The sequence below is a fragment of the Oceanospirillum multiglobuliferum genome, from assembly GCF_900167095.1.
GTDB classification, from domain to species: domain Bacteria; phylum Pseudomonadota; class Gammaproteobacteria; order Pseudomonadales; family Halomonadaceae; genus Oceanospirillum; species Oceanospirillum multiglobuliferum.
In genome coordinates, this window is the sequence record NZ_FUXG01000004.1 from 131,463 (window position 1) to 151,933 (window position 20,471).

Below are 20,471 nucleotides of genomic sequence, written 5' to 3' on the forward strand. Positions count from 1 at the left end.
AAGGTAGAGCTAGTCAAGGCTATAGTCTATATCTTGCTGACGCTCTAACACCTGTGCGTAGCTAACAACACAGTTGCGCCCCCAAGCCTTCGCTCTGTTTAAGGCGATATCTGCCTCAGAGAGCAGCTTATGTATATTGGCCTCATCAGCCTGACAACTGGAGAGGCCAAAGCTTGCTGTAACATGAAAAACATCGCCTGCATCTAACCTGTTATGTAGCACGACAGCGCGCTGGGCAATGCGAATTCTCAACCATTCTGCCTCTTTAAGTGCATCATTATGGCTCAAATCTAAAGCAAATAGTGCAAAGGACTCACCCTCCATTCGACAAGACAAGCGTCCGTCATGTTGTGCCCACTGTTGTAATAATTGAGCGACATCCTTCATCACTTGATCAGAGGCAACATGGCCAAATTGGGCACTAATTTGTTTAAACCGATCAATATCAAGTTGAATCACGCTAACAGGACGGCTGTTGAGTACTATGGCAGCGACTTGTTGCTGACAGTGTTCCAAAAATACAGTATGGCGCAATAGCCCTGTTAAGCGGTCATAGCGCGCAAGTTGCTGTAGCTCATTGTTGAGTTTCTCTAGTTCATCTACTTTTTGTTGTAGCTTACGCGTTCGCATGTCTACCCTAAGAGATAAGCGATCTTGGCTCACCTGTAGGCGGTGATTTAATTGCTCAATATCTGCATGCTGGCGCGCCCTTTGAACCGCAGTGATAAAAATCTGACTCACAATAAAAATAACAAATCCAAGATATAGCCAATCATCCCCTGAGACTATCTGTTGATAGAGTAAAACGTCATGTGTCGCAGCGATTAAGAAAACCAATAAAGAGAAGATTAAAGGCCCTGTTTTGAGTGCTTTCTTTCGACTGAAATAAATAAAGAAACTTGCCGTGATAATGCCTAGTGCTAAATTGAATAGCATCAATGGGGTCTCGATTTTACTGAGCACACTAACAGGCAGCAGAAAAATAGCTAACGGCAAGATAAACTGAAGAATGAACCACTGCTTAAGACGTAAAGGAATTGTTCCTGCAAATGTTTTTTCTAGCCACAATCCTATAGTGGGGACAAATAGGCATAGCGCATAAAAGTTTAAGCGCACAACCCACTCCCATTGAGGAGCTTCTAGAAACCAATTAAAGACAGTGTAGCCTTCCGTTAGTGTGTAAAACATCACAGCTAAACTAAATACACCTAGACTCCATAATCCCTTTTCATAACGACGGCGGGCAACCTGTTGTAATATCAATAAAATAGCGGCAATAGCGGCAATAGCGGCTGTCAGGGCTTGCTGTAGTTCAGAGCGCGCGAAGGATTGCTGTATGTGGTTGGCCTCCCCTATTAGCATTGGTCGTATAGGTGCAGGTGGAAAGCCTTCAAAATTAGCAACTTGTAAGATCAATACCCCTTGCTTGTGATTAGAAGGTAATAGTGCCCACTGGTGCCCTGTGTACGGTTTGTACAAAGAAGTGTCTAATGATAAATCCCCTCCTTTCGCAATTAACCAGCTGTTCCAGTACAAACGAAACGAGGTATTCATCTCAGGAATAAAAACTGCTAAGGGTTGGTTCGGTAGGTTTCTCACCTCTAGTACATAAGTGACATAGCAGTCGATATTTGAAAGGGTCGTCTTTTCAGTATCGACTTGTTTTCTTAGATGCACTCCGGTCAAAGATAAATTGGGGAGAGTGGATGGCAGCTGGCTACAATTCAATAACCCTTGGGGAAATATTGTCGTTTCAGGAATAGGGATACTGGGCAATAACACCAAGTCTAGCAGTTGCTGAGGATAAAACAGCCAGTCACCAGATAATGGTAGCTCTGGCTGTTGATCAACTTGCCATGCTCGAAGATCCAGTACACCATTTTTAGCAACCAGATCATCATGACCTGCAGTTGATGGCAGGCTGTAGCACAGCAGAAGAATACATATCCAATGAATATATCCAAAGTGACTACGAAGCATTGCCACTCTCCATTTTATGATGTGTACTCTTTCTATAGTTCAGCTCTGTTCGCTTTCGAGACAAATGAACTTGATCAGCAGCACAAGCAAGTAAATCATCAATATTCTGATGTTGCTGGGTACTGTTCGCAATACCTATAGCAATGTTAAATCTGAAAAACTCACCCGGTTGGCTTAAAAGTGGTATTTGAGTTCTTGCCACTTCTTGCTCTAAAAGTAAGGCAATTCTTTCTGCCTCTTTCTGGCTAGCAGCGCCGAGCCAAAGTACAAATTCGTCACCACCAAAACGAGCCGGAATCCAGTCAAAGTGTCCATCACAAGTGCGCACCAGTAATCGAGCTACTCTGCATAGCAAATCTTCTGCGAAATCACGACCATGGGTATCACTAATTTGCTTATAGTGATCTAAATCAATGACCATTATGCTGTAAGTAATTTGCCTTGATCGAATCATTTTTTGCTCAATCGTATGCAAAAAATGGTGGCGATTTAACAATCCGGTTAAGTCATCATGGCTCAACTGGTATTGGTAGCGTTCTTTTTTCTTCTCCAGCTCTTCTAACTGAAGTTCCAATGCCTCATTTCGCTCCGACACTGTATTTTTTAACTGTTGTGTTAAGCCTTGTAGCGCACGGTTTAGATCTAGTATGCGAAGCTGTTCTTGTGTGCGATAAAATGTCAAAAAGCCAATTTGTGAGACCAAGAAGAAAAGCACGCCATAACTGAGATAGTGCTCATTCTGAACAAGGCCTAAAAATACGGCAATTTCGTGCAAAATACTGAAAATAAGTACTAATGTTCCCATTAGCAAAATATGAACAGCAGAACGCTTGGCACGCACTAACTTGAATAATAGCCATCCTATCATCAGAGCAGAAACTATAAGTAAAAGCAGCTCAGGATAAAGGAGTGCTGTGAATAACGAAGTGGGGGACAGAATAATAAACCCACTCCATAAACAAGCCAGCCCAAAAAGCCATCGCTGTAGCTGAAATTCGCTTTCGGGATATAGTGCGGTCAACCAATTCAAAAACAGAGGTAAACCTATTACTAACCCTATATGCTCTAGACGTATTGCCAACCACCAAGGAAAGCTTGGAATTAACGTTGCAAAGCTACCCAGACCTGTTGTGCCTACATAACCTGCAAGAGCAAAGGAGAACAGTGAGATCCACAACAGCTCTTTATGGGTTCTAACTAGGTAAAACTCAAATAGCATCAACGTACCAGCCAGAATGGCTAAACAGATTACGACGCCTTCAACCAGAATGTTGCGCTGGTAATAATCCTTCCAATACTGCTTAGTTCCAATTACTAACGGTGCTTGTACGCCTCCTCTAGCGTGCCCATAGTTCGCAACTTGTAGTGTGATACGTACTTGTCTAGGCAGTAAGCCTAGTTCAACTATTTTGTCACCAAAATACCCCTCTACTTGATCACGGTCTGATGTGGTAGCCCCACCTGACGCAATTTCATATTCATCAATAAATAATCGAAAACTAGATTTAAGCTCTGGTACAAACAGTGCCAAATCTACATCTTGCGGTACGTTATCTAATCGTAGGGTATAGGTCATGACATGGCGGCGGGGACCAGATGACAACCAAATATCAGGCAATGAAGTGGCCACAGAACGATCAATATTAACAGCCGCTTCCTTAGGCGTAAGTAACTGATCTGGATATCCCTGCCAATTACCAACAAGAGGTAGTGGTTCGCTGGTTTTTGGAAACCAAAATGTTAAGGGAAATATACCTTGGTCGGCTTTAACCGAAAGTTGGGTCAGGCGAGGTGAGTCAAGCGCAAATAAAATTAATACTGAAACAATCAGTAGTAACGAAACGGATAAAAATCCCTGCAATAACCCGCGATCCATACGATATTGCTGCATTTCAACTCCGCTGCTTAAATCATAATGCTATAACTCAAAATAGATCTAAAAGAGTACCACATCGCAATTCACCTACAAAATAGGCAAAGAGGCACAGGCACAGACTTATTGGTATAGCGAAGCGCAAAAAGCCAGATCAGACAATGCTTATCTGGCTTTTCAGTCAAATCAAGACTGGACTATTCGTCACCTTCATTATCCAAGTCTTCTGATTCATCATCTAGAGCTGCTATTGGGCGGGCGGTGCGTTTAGCGGGTACCGCGATAATTTCTAGGTAGAATGTTTCCCATGCTTGGTTTTCCACAAAGCTGATCTGAGCATTGATTTCTGCAACGTGAATTGGTTGAGCCTCTTGCTCAGTTACACCAAATTTACATTCAAAATCCCAAAAATCAGCACCTTTAGGTAATGCTTTGTTACGTTCTCTTTTCAGGTATTTTTTTGCTTCACTTTTAGCCGCTTCAATTAAGCGGGCATATTTGATTTTTGGGTGAGATAACTTAAACGTCTTTTTCATTGGAATCCTAAAGGCTGGTATGTCAGAAGACCGTTTAGAGGTCTTCTTATTGCGCTTGCATCATAGCGGATTAACCAGCTCGCAGCTATGAGTAAGCGGCAGAACTCAGAATAAGCCTTTTACGCTTTTTTTACTTTGATACGGTTATTTTGGTCTCGTGCTTGTAATATCAAGTCATCGCCTTGAAACTGAGTGCCTGATTTAGCTAGACGGTCATACAATACTACATTCACGCTGGCAGCAAGGTTTAAACAGCTTTTGCTGGGGATATAAACCACTGCATCTGCACGATCAATCACCTGCTGGCTGATACTGTTATCCTCGGGGCCAAAAATATAAAAGGCATTTTCAGGGTGCTGATATTCAGTGAGAGAGGTTGCGCCTAGTGCCAGTTCAACACAAACAATTTTGGCATTTTCTGGCACGGCAGCCAGTAAACATTCAACATTCTCCAATGGAATATCGTTACAGGCATTTTGTGTGTCAGTGTCAAATTTTGCGGCGCGTTGATAACGTTTGCCAGTGTAGTACACTGCTTCAACGTCAAAACACCCCGCAGCGCGCATCACAGCCCCCACATTAGTTGGGCTTTTAGGGTTGGTCAATCCAATACTAACCGTTGATTTATTCATCAAATTCCTGTGTGATTAACAATAAGCTTGAGCCTAAAGCCAATAGAATAGCGATATTTCGCACTCCATTTGCATTTAGCTGTATGTCACGCAAAGTCTACAAAAATCTATAAAACTAATAGTTTATTTGCAAATCAAGATCTTAGCATGGCTTTACCCGTGTTATAATCAAAGCTAGTCTAAATGATACATCTAGCTAGGCGAGAAATAAGAGTAATGAATCCTTTCCAAGACAGCCTAACCGACCGCGCCCGCCAACTCACACGAGAGTTCCTAGGGCACCACAAGAAAGTTCAGGCAGAAAATCCAGAATTTGCGAACAGTGCTGAGCAAGTGCTTAGTATTATCAGTATGGAGCTGAGTCGTATTGCCAGTCTGTGTGACAGTCTTGAAGAAAAACAAATGGTTGTTGAAGGCTTTTCTCAAGCATTGGCACATCTTCGCTGGAACGCCGAAGAGGCTGCAAGCATGGTGAAGCGTTTAGAACGAGACATACTGGAGCGTTAGCTCCAGTATATTCTGTACTAATCCACACTATAAATCACAAAGTTGACGCATCGCTTCGTGAGTGCTGAGATAAACCTGACCATCCCCCATATGATCTAGAAAATCAGTTTGCTTTAACTGATCCATGACAGGGCCTTTCACATCGGCTAAATGTAAGGTCACCCCTGATTCTCGCAAGTTATCTCTTAACATCTCCAATGTTTCCAATGCACTCGCATCAATGAAGCTGATTGCACTGCATATTAAGACAAGGTGTTGAAGCTGTGGTTGCTCTGCGACCATTGCCATAATTGTATCTTCGATATGGCGAGTGTTGGCAAAATACAGGTTTTCATCAATACGTACACCTAAACAACATGGGTTCGTCTTAACATCAAAACGTTTGATATTACGAAAATGTTCACTGTTACCGACACGTCCTACAACTGCCATATGAGGATGACTTGTTCGGTGTAGTAGTAACAAGATAGACAACGCCATACCGCTCAATAAGCCTATCTCGACCCCCGCGATCAGCACTACTAGAAAGGTGGTCAGTAGCGTTAGTGCATCAGCACGATTAAAGCGCCAAGTATTCTTGATTCCAGAAAGGTCGATCAAAGGCAGTACCGCCATGATGACCACAATACCTAGCACGCCAGTAGGCAAGTAGTAAAACCAAGGCGTAAAAAACAACACCGTTAATGCTAAACCAGTTGCTGTAATCAGTGATGCAACCGTCGTCTGCGCACCAGATGCATCATTCACCATTGAGCGACCGAAGCCACCTGCTACGGGGTAAGCACCGCTAAATGCCGCACCTATATTGGCCAAGCCTAAAGCGACAAGCTCCTTATCTGGTGAAATTCGCTCTCGGTGCTTGCTCGCTAAAGCAGTACCCACCGATACACTCTCTAAAAAACCAATCAATGCAATTAAAAGCGCTGCAGGTAATAGTGCTTGCCAAAGGACAAGATCAACTTCTAGCAAACTTAATATAGGGAATCCTGCTGGAATATCACCAACAACTTTGACGCCCTGTGTTTTATCAAGGTCGAAAATTTGTACCAGCAAAACACCTGTTAAAATTGCGAACATTGGTCCAGCTTTAGCAAGTGCACTTGCAACTGTTTTGGATAGTCCTGCTGCTTGCAGCCAAAATGACAGCCTGTACTTACTCAATAGCATGATGATGAGGGACAATGCGGAAATAGCCAGCGTAGTAATATTGAAACTAGGCAATGCCTCTGTAAAAAGTACTAAGCTTTCAGGGAAACTATGGCTGCGAGGGAAGGACAAGCCAAAAACAGACTTCAGTTGGCTAAATGCAATCATTAAAGCAGCCGCACTGGTAAATCCTGTAATAACAGAGTGGCTCATAAAATTGACTAAAGAGCCCAAGCGCAGGACAAACATCAGCAAAAGAATAATTCCTACCAGCAGTGCTAACACCATTGCGGTAGCGATATAGTCTTGAGTGCCCACCTGAGCATGCTGTGCTACAGCTTCACCTACCATAAGTGAAGCGATAGCAACGGGACCAACAGCTAGGCTTCGGCTACTACCAAAAAGCGCGTAGATAAATAAGGGGATTATGCCTGCATACAACCCCATCTGAGGCGGTAGGCCAGCCAAAAAGGCGTAAGCCATACCTTGTGGCACCAGCATAATCGCCACGATAATTCCAGCGATAGAGTCGTTGATAAGCGTTTCACGTCGATACTGACCCAGCCAGCCTATAATGGGAAAAATTTGTTGCCAGCGGCTGTTTTTTGAGGGTGATCCTGTTGGCTTAACATCACTCATAGGGCTACTCACTGGAAAACATCGATCTAATATAAAGCTTGGTAGCTCTAGGTTTTGCAGCTTATTTAGACTGGCGACCAAACTCAATGGAATATTGATATATTAAATCAATATATGCTAATGTTCATCTATTATCTTTTCATGACTCCCATGAAAGCGGCACGAACCGTACTAGGAGATTTAACATGCAACCACAAGTAAAAGCTTTTTTTCATGCGCCCACATTTACTTACACCTATGTGGTTTCTGACGGCGTTAATCCCGCCTGTGCAGTTATTGACCCTGTATTGGACTTTGACTACAAGTCAGGTACTACTGACACCCAAAGTGCGGAAGAGGTGATTAGCTTCATTAAAGCGCAAAATCTATCATTGGAATGGATTTTAGAAACCCATGCTCATGCAGACCACATCAGCGCGGCAAAATATTACCAAGCACAATTAGGTGGGAAAGTGGCGATAGGCGCTGAAATACATCGGGTGCAAGAGGTTTTCAAAGGTGTTTTCAATTATGGCGATGAATTTAAAACAGATGGATCACAGTTTGATGAGCTATTAGGTGCAAATCGACAGTTCAAAATTGGAGAATTAGAAGTCAACGTTCTACACACACCTGGCCATACACCTGCCTGTGTTAGCTATGATATTGCGGGACACCTTTTCGTTGGCGATACCATGTTTATGCCTGATGTAGGTACAGCACGCTGTGATTTTCCTGGGGGTGATGCTGAAGTTTTATATGCATCTATTCAAACATTGCTGAGCTATCCAGAGGACACGCCTATTTACATGTGTCATGACTACCCTAATGATCGAGAAGCGTGCTATCTGACGACAGTGGCAGAGCAAAAGGCACATAATATCCATATAGGTAACGGAAAAAGCTGCCAAGAATTTGTAGCGATGCGCACTGCCCGCGATGCTTCGTTAGAAATGCCGACCTTGATACTACCCTCTATTCAAATCAACATTCGAGCTGGTTTAATCCCCGATGCTGAAAATAATGGTGTGTCTTACCTGAAGCTGCCTTTGAATCAATTTAAGTAAGACTTTTAAATATGGTTCTAACAACATTTATGTCTGCCCAGCTACCAAGGATGGTAGGGTCTTTTGTTTATGGACATAGGTGCAGTCAGCACCTCATAGGGCTGTTGCTTGTATGGCAGTATTTAGTTTGTCTTTAGGCCAAATTTTTGGTGCGCTAGGTGCTGACTGAGCGCTCACGGTTGTACCTTCTCCTTCAACACTCAGCTCAACTTGTCCGTGCGCATTTTTAATATAAACACCTTTGCCAGAAACCATAGTTACATCTAGCGCATCAGAAGATATAAAGCCCCCCCAAAAGTCTGTACCTCGGATTCCTATAGTAGCAACTTTAGTTTTGACTTCAAATTTAGGACTTCTTTGCTTACCTATAGCACCTGTAACGGCTCTGAATGCCCCTTCTACCAACTCAAAGTGTACATTTGATGTCGCTTTCGCTTTATTGTATTGATACTGACTAAGTTTGAATTGAGTTCTGTTAGCCAGTGTAATAACTGTGTCATCTCTTAGTTTAAGCTGCACCTTGCTGTTGGATGACGTTTTTAGAGTGTCACCTTCTTGTAGTTGCATTTGCTCATTGAGGAGCAGGCGCTTTTGCCCCCTTAAAACAATCACCTTCCCTTGGGTTTTCGTCACCATACCTATGCGATCTGCTGCTATCGTATGAGTTGGTAGGTTTAAAACACAGAATAAACCGAACAACAATGCAAACTTCATCACGAATAAACTCCTGTTATAGTGGAAACCATGGCTCAAGCTCACCCCATATGAATGCGTTTGCCATCTACTTGCACATCTTCACGCGCTTTAATAATCGTATGCTCTGAACGTAGAGAGGCGGTGTGCTCAACCTTCTGTACAAGATTGCCTGCTTTTTGCAGATCATGGTGTTGCACCACACGATCACTAGAGCCAAAGCGCTGTCGAAAGCGTTCAGCTTTTTGCTCAGCCCACTCAGCCAACCATTGCAGCTTGCTAAAACGACCTTGAAAATGATTGATTTGAGCCACTACATCTAAAATGCGTAAACGACTTTTTAGCGCAGCAATATTGAATATAGGACTTGTCACTTCGGTTTTACTGGCGCTTTCTAAACTTAAATCCCCCGTGCTTTTCAGTGCTAATCCACCTTGGCTGTGCACACTGACCCCGTGCGGAAAATGAAGCGCTGCGGCCACGGCTTGTTCCCGTTGTAATAGGCTAATAATAAAACAGCCCGCCTCGGTTTCAGCCAATAACACCAGATCACCTTGCAGGGGTTGTAATACACAGCTTAGGGCAATCTGTGCTTTTAAAACACCTTTTGCAGTGCTGACCATACAACACTGATTTTCGCTTAACACCGACAACACTTGCCCTGTAGGTTGTAGCTCAGGGTGCGTACTATTCTGAGTCCGTAAAAAAGGGTGTGCATTCATACTGTCTCCTTAATGCCCTAGCCCATTAACATGACTTTAGGTTGAGCGGGTTTGATGGTGGTGCCTGGTGGGCCGTTTTGTGGCACCCCATTTTGTCCAGTCATGGCGCTGAGCTTTGTTGCAGGCTGACCTTGTACCATCACCTTCATGCTACCCATCATGTGTCGGCACTCACTCATAATTTTGCTAGAGATCAAACCGCCGGCAACCCCCGGTGTATCCCCCATACTCAGAGGTACAAGAGTTTTTAATGAGTGAGCGGGCATATTTGAAATCATCACTTTGGTAGACGCAGTACCCGGATTGGCCATCAAACTATTGGCATTATTGGGAAACGGCATCGGAATCGGTGGCGCAGGAGGTGCAGGGACTTTGCACACATCCGGCATCATAAAGCTCATTGCGCCTTGTTGAGTATTGGCAAACATGGCTGTTCCTTATTTATTTAGGCTCTGTTCAGCTATTGCTTAGGTGGCGGTGGTTGCCAAAGCTCTGCTTTTAAACGTCGCTCATCAGTGGGTAGGGCATCTTTACGGTTAGCACCCTGCCAGTCGGTGTCTTCGGTTTGAATATGGTGCAAGTTGCAACGAGTTAATTCACAGCCCGCCAGTACAGCTTGTTGTAGCTGTGCATGACTCAAGTCGGCATAGGTCAGCTCAGCCTGATCCAAACGAGCACCCTGCAAGTTAGCCCCTGTGAATTGGCTCATCTGAAGGTTGCATTGTTGTAACTGGGCTTTTTGTAATTGAGCGCCCTGAAAACTGGCTTGATCAAGTTGACTATTACGTAAGTCAGCTTCTAATAGTATCGTTCCTGCAAACAATACCCCCGTACCTAAGCAACTGTTGAGGCGTGCATAAGACAAATCACAGCCACAAAAATTGGTTTGTTGCAGATTGGCGTTTGGGGCTTGCAGATGGCTCAAATTACAATTCATAAACTGAGTCATACTGAGATTGACGCTGTTGAGGTTTAAGTGGCTTAGGTCACACTCGGCAAAGAGCATTTTGCTGAGATTGTTTTCCGTAAATGGGAAAGGTTTAAGTAGTGTTTTGTGAAGACCTAAACGCTCTGTGAAACAGTTCTCGCTATGACACTGCTGTAACTCACAGGCAAAAAAGATGAGGTGCAGCAGTTGGCACTGTTTGAAGCTAATGGTGTTGAGCTGGCTATTCTCAAAACTGGCGTGTTCAAGCCTACTCTCTGTTAAATCGCAATCCCGCCAAGTACTTTGTAACCACTGATTTTGGCTTAAATCCGTTTGATGAAACTGGCAATGTTCCAATTGGCTGCTCAACCACTGGCTAGACTCTAAGTCAGAGTCGATAAACTGGCAGCGCTTGAACTGGCATTGATAAAATAAGCTTTGTCGAAGATCCACTTTGGTAAAGCGGCAGTCTTCAAACAGACAGTTTTCAAAACGGGCAACGGCGAAGTCAATCTGGTCAAAGTGACACTGTTGAAACTGCTGCTGTTGCTGCACTTCGTCTGACTTGATGCTGTATTGTAGTGCTTCTGGATCAACACGCATTAGGGCTGCCACTCCTGTAGTTGGGTTTGATCCAAAATGGTTTTGTGCCATTGAGTTTCAGCGAAGGTTGCCAAATAAAAGTCAGCACCATACATATTGGCATAACTGAAGTCAGTTTGCCTGAGATCTGCTTCTAGCCACAATGTATACATCAATTGACTGCCATAACAATCGGTACGGTTTAAATTGGCACGCACCCAAACGCTTCGCTCTGCCATTACTCTATTTACGCGTGCATCACTCAGATCGGCTTCTGAAAAGTTAACGCTATGTAGCAGGCTTTCAGAAAGATTAGCTTGCTTTAAGTTGGCTTGAGCAAAACTGGCATTATTCAAGTTGGCCGCCTGAATATTGGCGTTTTGTAGTGTTGTGCCTGCCAGAAAACGGGCGTTTTCCAGCTGGGCTGCATTGAAGTTTACGCCGTTTAGATCAGACTCTAACCAGCTAGAGCGTGGTGCTGTCAGTGTTACGAAAATACTTCTTTCCAATTGGCACTGCATAAACGTGCTGTCACTCAAATCACTGCCTTGATCCTGCCACTGCGGCCATTGGCTTTGGCTAATGTTGGCGCTATTAAACTGACAGTGTTGGCTGTTCAACTGCTGCAATTGTGACGTCAGCCACTCTGACTCGCTTAGATTGCAGTGTTTTAAGGTCAGTTGTTGAGATTGTGTATTGTGCCAAAAGCTATTGGGTAACAGCACTTCTTCAAAAGTAACCTGTTCAAAATGGCAGTTCAACCAGCGGCTTTCTGTTAAATCGCACTGTTTTAGGGTGCCGCTCTTGAATACGCAATCGACAAAACTCCAGCGTGGCAGAGCCAAGTCACTGAAAGAAAAGTGCTCAATATGCGCTGACTCCAGCTCCCCTTCAGCCGGTAAGCTGTTATTGAGAATACGCTCAACAAATTCATCTAATGTCATGTTTTGCCCACCAGACTTTTAATGGCCTCTAATAATGCTTGCGTGGGGATGTTGCCCGGTTGAGTGAGGTCTTGTTTGTCCTCTCCGGGGTAGTGTTCGTATAGCTGCTTTAATTCGGTCGAGACTCGATCCAATTGCTGGGTAACCAAAGGCGACAGTATTGCTATATCGGCATTTGTGTCCGGTGTTTGGTGCACGCGTTTGACTTCTGCATCCACCGCAGGATTGTCGCTGTCGGGGATGCTGCCTTTGCTGTCCTTTACCAATACGCCTGTTTGACTCAATTGGGCTTGTACCACAGGGTCTGTTCCTACGGCGGTCGCATCCGGTCGAGTTTCATCGGGGAATTGTTTGGCCAAAATCTGATTGATAAGTATGGCAACCTGCTCAGGTGGCGCTTGTACCAATGCATCAAGTTCTGCCTCCGTAAGCCCCAATGCAGCAAACTGGGTGTTGATAGCATCAGCAGCTTTTTGTGCTTGCGCCTCTGATACATCTGGTATGTTGTTGACCATCTCGCTGCTTGCCGCTGCACTATCCGCCGTCGTGGTTTCTGCGGAGGAGGCTTGCTCAGCATCCGATTTAGATTGAGCTGCGGCTTTAGCTGCCATTGCTGCAAACCCACCTGCGGCGGCTAAAACAGCCAGTGTAGCAGCACCCGGCTGGGCAACAGGGGGTTTTGCTGTTGAGGCAACTTTGAGTGCAGACAGTGGTTCCAACAAGCCTTTAGGACGTAACGGTGAGTAATCTAATATCTCTTCGTCTTTAATCGTATCGCTCTGCCGAAGCTGTGCATGGGCAGTGTAGTGCTCAATGGCTTGGCGAGATTGTGACTGGTGCTCATAAGCGGCTTGCAATAGGGTAATCTCACTGCCGTCAATGCTGTTGATTGAAAGCTCGGTGCGCGCCAACAGCACTTGCATATTAATGTCAGGTAACAGCAGTAATGTGTCGGTTACGCAGTCTAGTAATTGTGCAGGTTGGTTGAGTTTTTGTACCAAAACACGAAGCTGATAAGCGGGTACAACACCTTTTATCAAGCGTTGTGTGGGATGCATATTGTGCAGTTCAAAGTGCTCGCCCCCTTGGAAATAGCTTTTCAACCACTGATCAGATGCCGCTTGCATAAAAAAATCAGGGTTTAAATCACGGGCTAAAAAGGGTGAGTCTTGCTCCTGCCATGCCGTATCGTAAGTGCCCCACCAATTTTTGCGGGGCAACCAATCGACATTGGTGGCATTTAGACCTGCTGGTGCAGGTTTCTGATGCTTCGATGTCAGCAGTTGATCAAGGTATTCTAGCTGTGGCAATGGTGCATCTGTTTGTGCGGGATCGCCCATGCCAACAGGGTTGTTTGCAAAGTGCTCTCCACCAAACCCATATTGATAGGTTAATGGCAGCTGACTAAAAGGTTCTGGTGCGGTTGGCGCCAAAATGGATCGCCACACACGCGGCCCAGTCACCGCAAGTGTTTTATCAACGTTGCCAAGTTTTAAACGGACTTGATCTGCGCTAATGGCAAAGCCCTCTGGGGCGTGATACTGACCATAGACCAATACTTCCCCTTTGGGTTTTGGATAACCTAAGTCAAACACTTCAGCGTTAGGGATTTGTGCGGCAATGCCCGTCCAAGCATCTTGTGTGGAGTAAGGCTGAGGCGAGTCGAGAGGGGTCGCCAGCATCAAGGTGATAACCAGTCGTTGTTGTCCCTTCCAACCATAAACAAGGGTTTGGAGTGTGATTTCAGGCGGTGCAATCAGTTGCATGATTAACTTATCCTAGTTGCACTAAACCTGCGGCAGACACTTTTAGCATACCACCTGCGTTGATATTGCCGATACCATCGGCTTTGACAGTCAGAGCTGCACCTTTGAGCGTTAGTGCGGGGCCGCCATCCACCATCGCACTTGCGCCACCCTTTAGCATTAATGCACCAGTGGCGCTGGCGCTTACAGAAGGTGCTGAGATGGTTGAACTTGTTGTTGCGGTAAGCGCTATGGTCGCACCTTTGATGGAACTTGCAGTTGTTGCGGTTAGATTCGTTGTGCCGCCTGTTAAGTTAACTGCTGCGGTTGTTGTGCCTGTAATGCCTGATGCGCTTACAAGAATACTATTTGCACCTAAAACAGAGAGTTTTGCAGCTGGAGGTGTCTGGGTCAGTTCAAATACGGATCCTGCAGTCGCGGCAGCTTGTAATGCTTGTTTTTTCAGCCCTAATGAAGTGAGCAAACCTGTTGCCATCCGTTGCATCACTTCCCAATTAGTGCTGACATTATCTGGTGGTTGAGGGGCTACATACAAGCCGACTTTATTGGCAGAGCTTACGGCTACATCTGTAAAACCGAATATGTCTTGGCTAGAGTCTGATCGAGATATTTGAGGGCCAAACGTCATATCAACTGACGCAGCAAGAGTGACGCCAAACTTAATACCCGCTTCAAAACTAAAGTTTAAGACAGAGATAGATGCAGTGGTCGTAACCCCGCAAATACTGGCTTCTGTTTTGGCGAGTAAGCTCTCACGGCTAATAGCATCAAGCCCTAAATACACCTCTTCTTTGTTGCCGTGTTGATAATCATAGGTATGCCCAATGGTTTTACTGACCAGCATTTTACTAGGATCGGAGCCGGGAACCGAATAATGGTCTAAACCAAAGCTGCCATCCCAAGTGCTATTGCTCTCGTAATCGACATAGCTCACTTCATAACCATTGCCGTAGTTGAAGTTTTTTGCGCCGCCAAAGGTGTAGATATTCTCATCATTCCAGAAATATTTTTCCCCATGTTCCCGATGGGTAAAGTAATTACCGGAGCGTTCGTCAGCTGCGGAAAGGGTGCCAGTTAGTTTTCCGTTATCATCTGCTTTAGGGAAGGGAAATACGTCCGACTCATTAATAATATCGACAACAATATCTTTGCCATTGATGACACTTTTTTGATCACGCACCGCATCTTGATTTTTCTTGGTTAAGCGCGTGATCTGATAACCGCCCGCGATCTCTTGATACCATCCGCCATTAGTCATCATAGTGATGCCATCGGCCTTAACTGGGTTGGCGGCACCTAAGTGCAGATAGGAATTGTTATGGGGTGAAAATAATTTGATCCGGTTACTGCCCGCCTCATCTTGCATTTCAAGTACGTTGCCCGCAGCTGTTTTAATCTTATTTGCGGTATGGTTTTCCTCGGACACAATACTGGGTTTGGCCGCATTAGGCACTGCGCCAGTAATTACGGGACGATCAGGATCGCCACCAATAAAACTGAGCAATACTTCAGTTCCTTTTAATAGGGGAAAGTGCATGCCACTACCCTCCCCCGCATTAGGCTGCGACATAGGCACCCACCATGATGCCTGCGCGCCATCTCTATCTCGACGATCAAAAGGCAAGCTGACACGATAACGGCCGCGAGAGTCTAGGTGGGCATATTGCCCATCACCCTCAGAGTCAATAATAGCGTTTAATACACCATAAAAGCGTGGTTTTTCAGTTTTTTGCTCTGGTCTGAATTCAATATCCGCATTAATAGCGGTAAGCGTGTTGCTATAAGGAAGTTCGTCTGAACCATGTAGATACTTTAAAGCAGGGGAATAGCCTTGGTGGCAAACCTGTATAGGGTTGTAGCGCTGATTCAGTGCTTGAAAAGGATGGTCAACCAACTCAAACAGATGTGCAGGTGACATGCCCACATCAATGCTACTGCCAAAGAATTGCTCTTTCTTCAGTAGTAACTCCTGCGCGCGAATTTCCACCAGTCTTTCAGCCTCCTCTTTGTCAATCAAGTGGTCGCAATAGCGGAAAACCTCTCCAACACCGCTGCTGTTCATCACGTAACTGGCAGAAAGATCAACAGAGGGCTGATCGTTATTATAGTCTTTTATAGTAATCTTTTTAGCAATGCGTTGATTATGTCGAGTCCATTGATAAACTATAGGCGAATCAACTGCCAAAGACAGGCCCGACAGCAAGTTGTAACTTATAGAGGTTGTCTTAGCCGAGTACTGAGCAGTACTGTCACAAAATATTAACTTATCATTGTCATTGCTATCAAAGAAGTAATATATACCTTCTCTTTCAGTAATTCGTTTCAAAAAATCATAATGACTTTCACCAAACTGGCAACGGTAATCCCATTTTCTATAACCTGTTAAACCTGATAGGTCATACTGACTTTCAGTAAGGCTGGATTCATCAAACAGTTGTATTAACGTAGCATTAATATCTAAGGCTAAATACACTTCGTTGGTGATAATCTGCGACAGTAGCCACAATTTTGGAACTAGGGTTGCCTGAAAAATATGGCCGTTATCAACTGCCCCTAGATACTTAAAATCAGACAAAATTCCGTTAATTACTCTTAATTTACCGTAAACATCCAGTATTAGCTTGCTATCCGAATTGAGTATAGCGTCTACGTCAAGTTGCTGATTTTGACTAATTAGCTTTATCTCAAATTGAAAAAGATCACCCAAGGATTCTGTCCCTATAAATTGTAAAACCTGAAAACAATTTTCATCTACCCCTTGGTTGATAAATTCAAATTTAACATCAGGTGATAGGCTCATTTTTTACTCCAAATCGATACCGATAGTTAGTGAATCTAGTCTTAACACTTTCGATTGGTATAAGCTATAAGCAGCCCAGCATATTTTGAGATAAATAAGACGTGGCGCACAAATTTTAATAACAGTACTGTTTAAATTAAAAAACATAGGCTACATTAAGTAACAAATTACAAAGCAGATACCTAAATGATCATAGTATATCTGTGTGATTTTGCAGTCGACTGCATAAACTCAACGAGCGACTTAACTGCCGGAGATCAATCGGATGGCTAACAAAAACACTGGGTCAGTTGCACCGAAGGAAAGGGTAAATATTTCCTATAGGCCTGCAACCGGGGGCGCTAAAGAGCGGGTAGAATTACCGTTTAAGGTTTTGGTTCTGGGGCAGTTTACTCCAGATGCAGATGAGTCTCCTCTTGAGTCCCGATCACCCCGTAATATCAATAAAACAAACTTTGACGATGTGATGGCCAGTATGAATCTTAAGCTGGATTTTACTGCATCAAATCGCCTGCAAGAAGGCGGCGAAGACATTTCCATTTCCATCGCCCCAAAATCTTTAAAAGATTTTGAACCTGACAATATTGTGCAGAAAGTGCCCGAGCTACAGCAAGTGCTTCAGCTAAGGGAAGCACTAAAAGCATTGAAAGGGCCTTTGGGTAATACGCCAAAAATGCGTAAGACAATTCAGCTGCTACTAGCAGATGATAAAAGTCGCAAACAGTTAATGGCTGAGCTTGGCTTAAAATAATTCAGGGTAGGGCAGGCAATGAGCGAAGAGATTCAGGTTCAGGACAAACAAGAGTCACCATTGGTTGGTGAGATTTTAGAATTTACGCGTTTGACATCAGAAGATGAAGGTTATCTGCTGGCAAAACAGGGCGTTGAAGCGATGTTGACAGAGTTGCTGAGCAAAGATGAGCCAGCACAACGTGTCGACAAATCATTAGTAGACCAAATGATTGAAGAGCTAGATCGCCGACTGGGTGAACAGCTCGACGAGATATTACATAACAAAGAGTTTCAAAGTCTTGAGTCCGCTTGGCGCGGTATGTCGTTTTTAGTAAACCGCACAGACTTCAATGAAAACATCCGTATTGAATTGTTAAATGTAAATGCTGATGAGCTGCTGGAAGACTTTGAAGATGCGCCAGAACTGAATCAAAGCGCAATGTTCCAAAAGGTCTATACCGAAGAGTATGGTCAGTTTGGTGGCGAACCTTATGGCGTGATGATTGGTAACTATGAATTATCTCCAGCGGCACAAGACATCAAGCTACTTGATTATATGTCTGGATTGGCAGCTGTAACCCACGCACCCTTTATCTCTGCCGCCAGCCCAAGCTTTTTTGGCTTGAACTCGTATGCTGAGCTACCAGACCTGAAAGAGCTAGATTCATTATTTGATGGCCCTCAATATCTGAAATGGCGGGGTCTGCGTGACTCTGACGACTCACGTAATATTGGCTTAACCTTGCCTCGCTTTATGTCCCGTATGACTTATGGCGATAACAAGCCTGTTCGCAGCTTTAACTATGTAGAGCAGGTTACAGATAAGGAACATTATCTGTGGGCTAATGCCTCTTTTGCCTATGCTACTCGCTTGGTGGAAAGTTTTTCTAAATATCGCTGGTGCCCTAACATCATTGGCCCTCAATCAGGTGGTGCGGTTACTGATTTACCTATTCATGTTATTACAAGTGATGCGGCCTCAGAACTGATTGGACCTGTTGAAATATGTGTCTCTGACCGTAAAGAGTATGAGCTATCAGAGCTTGGCTTTATCCCTCTAACACAGCGCAAAAATGCAGATAACGCGACCTTTTTCTCTTCTAACTCTGTGCAAAAGCCAAGACAGTTTGGAGCCGAACCAGAAGAACGTCAGGCTGAGTTGAATTATCGCCTTGGTACTCAGCTGCCTTATTTGTTTATTGTTAACCGTTTAGCGCATTATATCAAAGTGCTACAACGCGAGAACTTGGGCAGTTGGAAGAGCCGCTCGGATCTTGAGTCAGAGCTTAATCGTTGGATTCGTCAGTATGTGGCAGACCAAGAAAGCCCGTCACCTGCAACACGCAGTCAGCGGCCATTACGCAAGGCGCAGATTTTAGTGACCGAAGTAGATGGTGATTTAGGATGGTATCAAGTGGGCTTAGAAGTAACACCACACTTCAAGTTTATGGGTACTAATTTTACCTTGTCTTTAACTGGTTTGTTAGATCGTGTTTAAACGCTAACCGTTGAATACTCTTTTTTAAGGAATTGAATCATGCCTAGCGAAATTTATCTCACTATCGAGACCGAAGACGGCGAGTCTTTAACAGAAGGCGCATCCTCTACTGATAGCATTGGTGCCTTTTTCAAGACAGCTCACGAAGACGAAATTTTTGTCACCGCTTTTGATCACAAAGTTGTGATTCCAACTGATCGCTTAACAGGTCAGGTAATGGGCAATCGTAAGCACGAATATTTAGAAATTCGTAAGTTGATTGATAAAAGCTCACCACTGCTTTTCCAGGCGATTGCAGAGCCTAAAGCGTTGGTCTGTACGCTTAACTTCTTCCGTCCAGCTGATACTGGTAGTGACGGACAACCTGTTCACTATTACACCATTGAATTGGAAGGTGCGAAGATCGTTTCGATTCGGACTTGCTCGCCTAATATGTTAGACCCAAGCAATGATGGCTTTCCAGCATTTGAAGAGGTGCGCTTTACCTACAACAGCATTACTTGGAGCCATGAAATTGCCTCGAGTACTGCTATTGATAACTGGGCCGGCGCGGAATAATCGGTTTATGCTATTTTTTTGGTCAAAGGTTGTTAAACAAAGCGTGTGGTCAGCTCGTCTGACCATGCTCTTTGTGCTCTTTGTGTTGACAGGTTGCACAGTCTGCCCCCCATCTAATGATTTATGGAGTACAGATATTGCCGACAAACCAACTCAACCAGTATCTGCACCAAAAGAAAAGAGTCTTTGGGAAAAACTCTCAGAGAAGAAGGAAGAAAAGTCAGAGCAAGCTTTGAATGGTAGTGAGCAACATACTTCTAATTCAAATACATCAAACAATGATTTGTTTGATGCTTGGATTTGGCAGGATGATGCAGAAAAGTGGCTATACACTGGCCGTGAGACGCCACATGCACCAGCAGCGCAATGGGTTTATGAGCCGAAGTCAATAGTGGTCCGATTACAGTCTGATGAGTTATTGAATAGCTACTTAGGCCAACCGCACACTATTATGATTAAAGTTCTGCAACTGACAGATGTTGCAGCCATTTCAGAGTTTAAAGGAAGTGCTTTTGGCCTATCTGACCTGATGTCAGAGAAGGCAACTACATTATCGCCTTCAATTTTAAAAGAGACGCGTATTACTATCGGTCCAGATCAGGCTGTAAGCACTCTTATAGATAGAGAGCAAGGCGCTCGTTATATTGCACTTGTTGCAGGCTATTTTGACTCAGATGCAAAAAACAGCGTGCGTGTAATGGCAATACCCTCTGTAAAACCTAGAATATTACCTTGTTATGATAGTGCGCCTTGGCCATTTGGAGATCCACCGCCACCAACACCTGACGATGTTCCTGCGCGTTTGAAAATGTGGCTTACTCTAGATGCTAGTGCAATTGGTGGATTGTCTGTTACGGCTCAATAAAAGAGTGAATTTGGAAACAGACAA

The 20,471-nt window shown here is 44.3% G+C and carries 18 protein-coding genes; 6 read left to right on the top strand and 12 right to left on the bottom strand.

Annotated elements, in window-relative coordinates; translation table 11 throughout:
* Positions 1-9: 9 nt before the first annotated feature.
* From B5D26_RS04430 to B5D26_RS04445, 4 genes are all read right to left on the bottom strand, one after another.
* Positions 10-1,980, bottom strand: coding sequence for a sensor domain-containing diguanylate cyclase (locus B5D26_RS04430; RefSeq protein ID WP_078744488.1), 1,971 nt, complete (start codon positions 1,978-1,980; stop codon positions 10-12).
* Positions 1,970-3,871, bottom strand: a complete 1,902-nt coding sequence (locus tag B5D26_RS04435) for a sensor domain-containing diguanylate cyclase (protein WP_078744489.1) — start codon at positions 3,869-3,871, stop codon at positions 1,970-1,972. Before B5D26_RS04435 ends, B5D26_RS04430 begins: the two co-directional genes overlap by 11 nt.
* Positions 3,872-4,050: 179 nt before the next feature.
* Positions 4,051-4,389 carry a DUF6172 family protein gene (locus tag B5D26_RS04440; RefSeq protein WP_078744490.1) on the bottom strand — a complete coding sequence of 113 codons (339 nt, stop codon included), beginning with the start codon at positions 4,387-4,389 and terminating at the stop codon, positions 4,051-4,053.
* A 119-nt stretch (positions 4,390-4,508) separates the two neighbouring features.
* On the bottom strand, positions 4,509-5,021 hold the full coding sequence (locus B5D26_RS04445; protein ID WP_078744491.1) for an RNA methyltransferase: 513 nt from the start codon (positions 5,019-5,021) through the stop codon (positions 4,509-4,511).
* A 216-nt stretch (positions 5,022-5,237) separates the two neighbouring features.
* On the opposite strand from B5D26_RS04445, the gene B5D26_RS04450 reads away from it, so the two are divergent.
* A complete protein-coding gene (locus tag B5D26_RS04450) occupies positions 5,238-5,528 on the top strand; it encodes a hypothetical protein (RefSeq protein ID WP_078744492.1) in 291 nt (96 codons plus the stop codon).
* A gap of 27 nt (positions 5,529-5,555) precedes the next feature.
* Here the strand turns inward: B5D26_RS04450 and B5D26_RS04455 are convergent, their stop codons facing one another.
* Positions 5,556-7,313, bottom strand: a complete 1,758-nt coding sequence (locus B5D26_RS04455) for a SulP family inorganic anion transporter (RefSeq protein ID WP_078744493.1) — start codon at positions 7,311-7,313, stop codon at positions 5,556-5,558.
* A gap of 185 nt (positions 7,314-7,498) precedes the next feature.
* On the opposite strand from B5D26_RS04455, the gene B5D26_RS04460 reads away from it, so the two are divergent.
* A complete protein-coding gene (locus tag B5D26_RS04460; RefSeq protein ID WP_078744494.1) occupies positions 7,499-8,359 on the top strand; it encodes an MBL fold metallo-hydrolase in 861 nt (286 codons plus the stop codon).
* Positions 8,360-8,452: 93 nt separating this feature from the next.
* Here the strand turns inward: B5D26_RS04460 and B5D26_RS04465 are convergent, their stop codons facing one another.
* Genes B5D26_RS04465 through tssI form a run of 7 tightly spaced genes read right to left on the bottom strand, consistent with a single transcriptional unit; the run spans position 8,453 to position 16,794 of the window.
* Positions 8,453-9,073 carry a FecR family protein gene (locus B5D26_RS04465; protein ID WP_078744495.1) on the bottom strand — a complete coding sequence of 207 codons (621 nt, stop codon included), beginning with the start codon at positions 9,071-9,073 and terminating at the stop codon, positions 8,453-8,455.
* A 41-nt stretch (positions 9,074-9,114) separates the two neighbouring features.
* Entirely contained in the window at positions 9,115-9,774 is a 660-nt protein-coding gene (locus tag B5D26_RS04470) for a DUF3540 domain-containing protein (RefSeq protein ID WP_078744496.1), read from the bottom strand.
* A 17-nt stretch (positions 9,775-9,791) separates the two neighbouring features.
* The gene (locus B5D26_RS04475) at positions 9,792-10,202 is read right to left on the bottom strand and encodes a PAAR-like domain-containing protein (RefSeq protein ID WP_078744497.1); all 411 of its coding nucleotides are present in this window, start codon (positions 10,200-10,202) and stop codon (positions 9,792-9,794) included.
* Positions 10,203-10,234: 32 nt separating this feature from the next.
* The gene (locus B5D26_RS04480; RefSeq protein WP_159445589.1) at positions 10,235-11,305 is read right to left on the bottom strand and encodes a pentapeptide repeat-containing protein; all 1,071 of its coding nucleotides are present in this window, start codon (positions 11,303-11,305) and stop codon (positions 10,235-10,237) included.
* Complete coding sequence (locus B5D26_RS04485) at positions 11,305-12,228, bottom strand: pentapeptide repeat-containing protein (RefSeq protein ID WP_078744499.1); 924 nt, start codon at positions 12,226-12,228, stop codon at positions 11,305-11,307. The genes B5D26_RS04480 and B5D26_RS04485 overlap by 1 nt, the downstream gene beginning before the upstream one ends.
* Entirely contained in the window at positions 12,225-13,994 is a 1,770-nt protein-coding gene (locus B5D26_RS04490; protein WP_078744500.1) for a DUF2169 family type VI secretion system accessory protein, read from the bottom strand. The genes B5D26_RS04485 and B5D26_RS04490 overlap by 4 nt, the downstream gene beginning before the upstream one ends.
* A gap of 7 nt (positions 13,995-14,001) precedes the next feature.
* Positions 14,002-16,794, bottom strand: a complete 2,793-nt coding sequence (tssI, locus tag B5D26_RS04495; protein WP_078744501.1) for a type VI secretion system tip protein TssI/VgrG — start codon at positions 16,792-16,794, stop codon at positions 14,002-14,004.
* A gap of 265 nt (positions 16,795-17,059) precedes the next feature.
* Between tssI and tssB the strand changes: the two genes are divergently transcribed.
* The 4 genes from tssB to B5D26_RS04515 are packed head-to-tail and all read left to right on the top strand — an operon-like array spanning position 17,060 to position 20,447.
* Positions 17,060-17,545, top strand: coding sequence for a type VI secretion system contractile sheath small subunit (gene tssB / locus B5D26_RS04500; protein WP_078744502.1), 486 nt, complete (start codon positions 17,060-17,062; stop codon positions 17,543-17,545).
* Positions 17,546-17,563: 18 nt separating this feature from the next.
* Positions 17,564-19,024 carry a type VI secretion system contractile sheath large subunit gene (gene tssC / locus B5D26_RS04505; protein ID WP_078744503.1) on the top strand — a complete coding sequence of 487 codons (1,461 nt, stop codon included), beginning with the start codon at positions 17,564-17,566 and terminating at the stop codon, positions 19,022-19,024.
* Positions 19,025-19,063: 39 nt separating this feature from the next.
* The gene (gene tssD / locus B5D26_RS04510) at positions 19,064-19,582 is read left to right on the top strand and encodes a type VI secretion system tube protein TssD (protein WP_078744504.1); all 519 of its coding nucleotides are present in this window, start codon (positions 19,064-19,066) and stop codon (positions 19,580-19,582) included.
* Positions 19,583-19,625: 43 nt separating this feature from the next.
* Positions 19,626-20,447, top strand: coding sequence for a type VI secretion lipoprotein TssJ (locus B5D26_RS04515; protein WP_234985183.1), 822 nt, complete (start codon positions 19,626-19,628; stop codon positions 20,445-20,447).
* Positions 20,448-20,471: the final 24 nt, after the last annotated feature.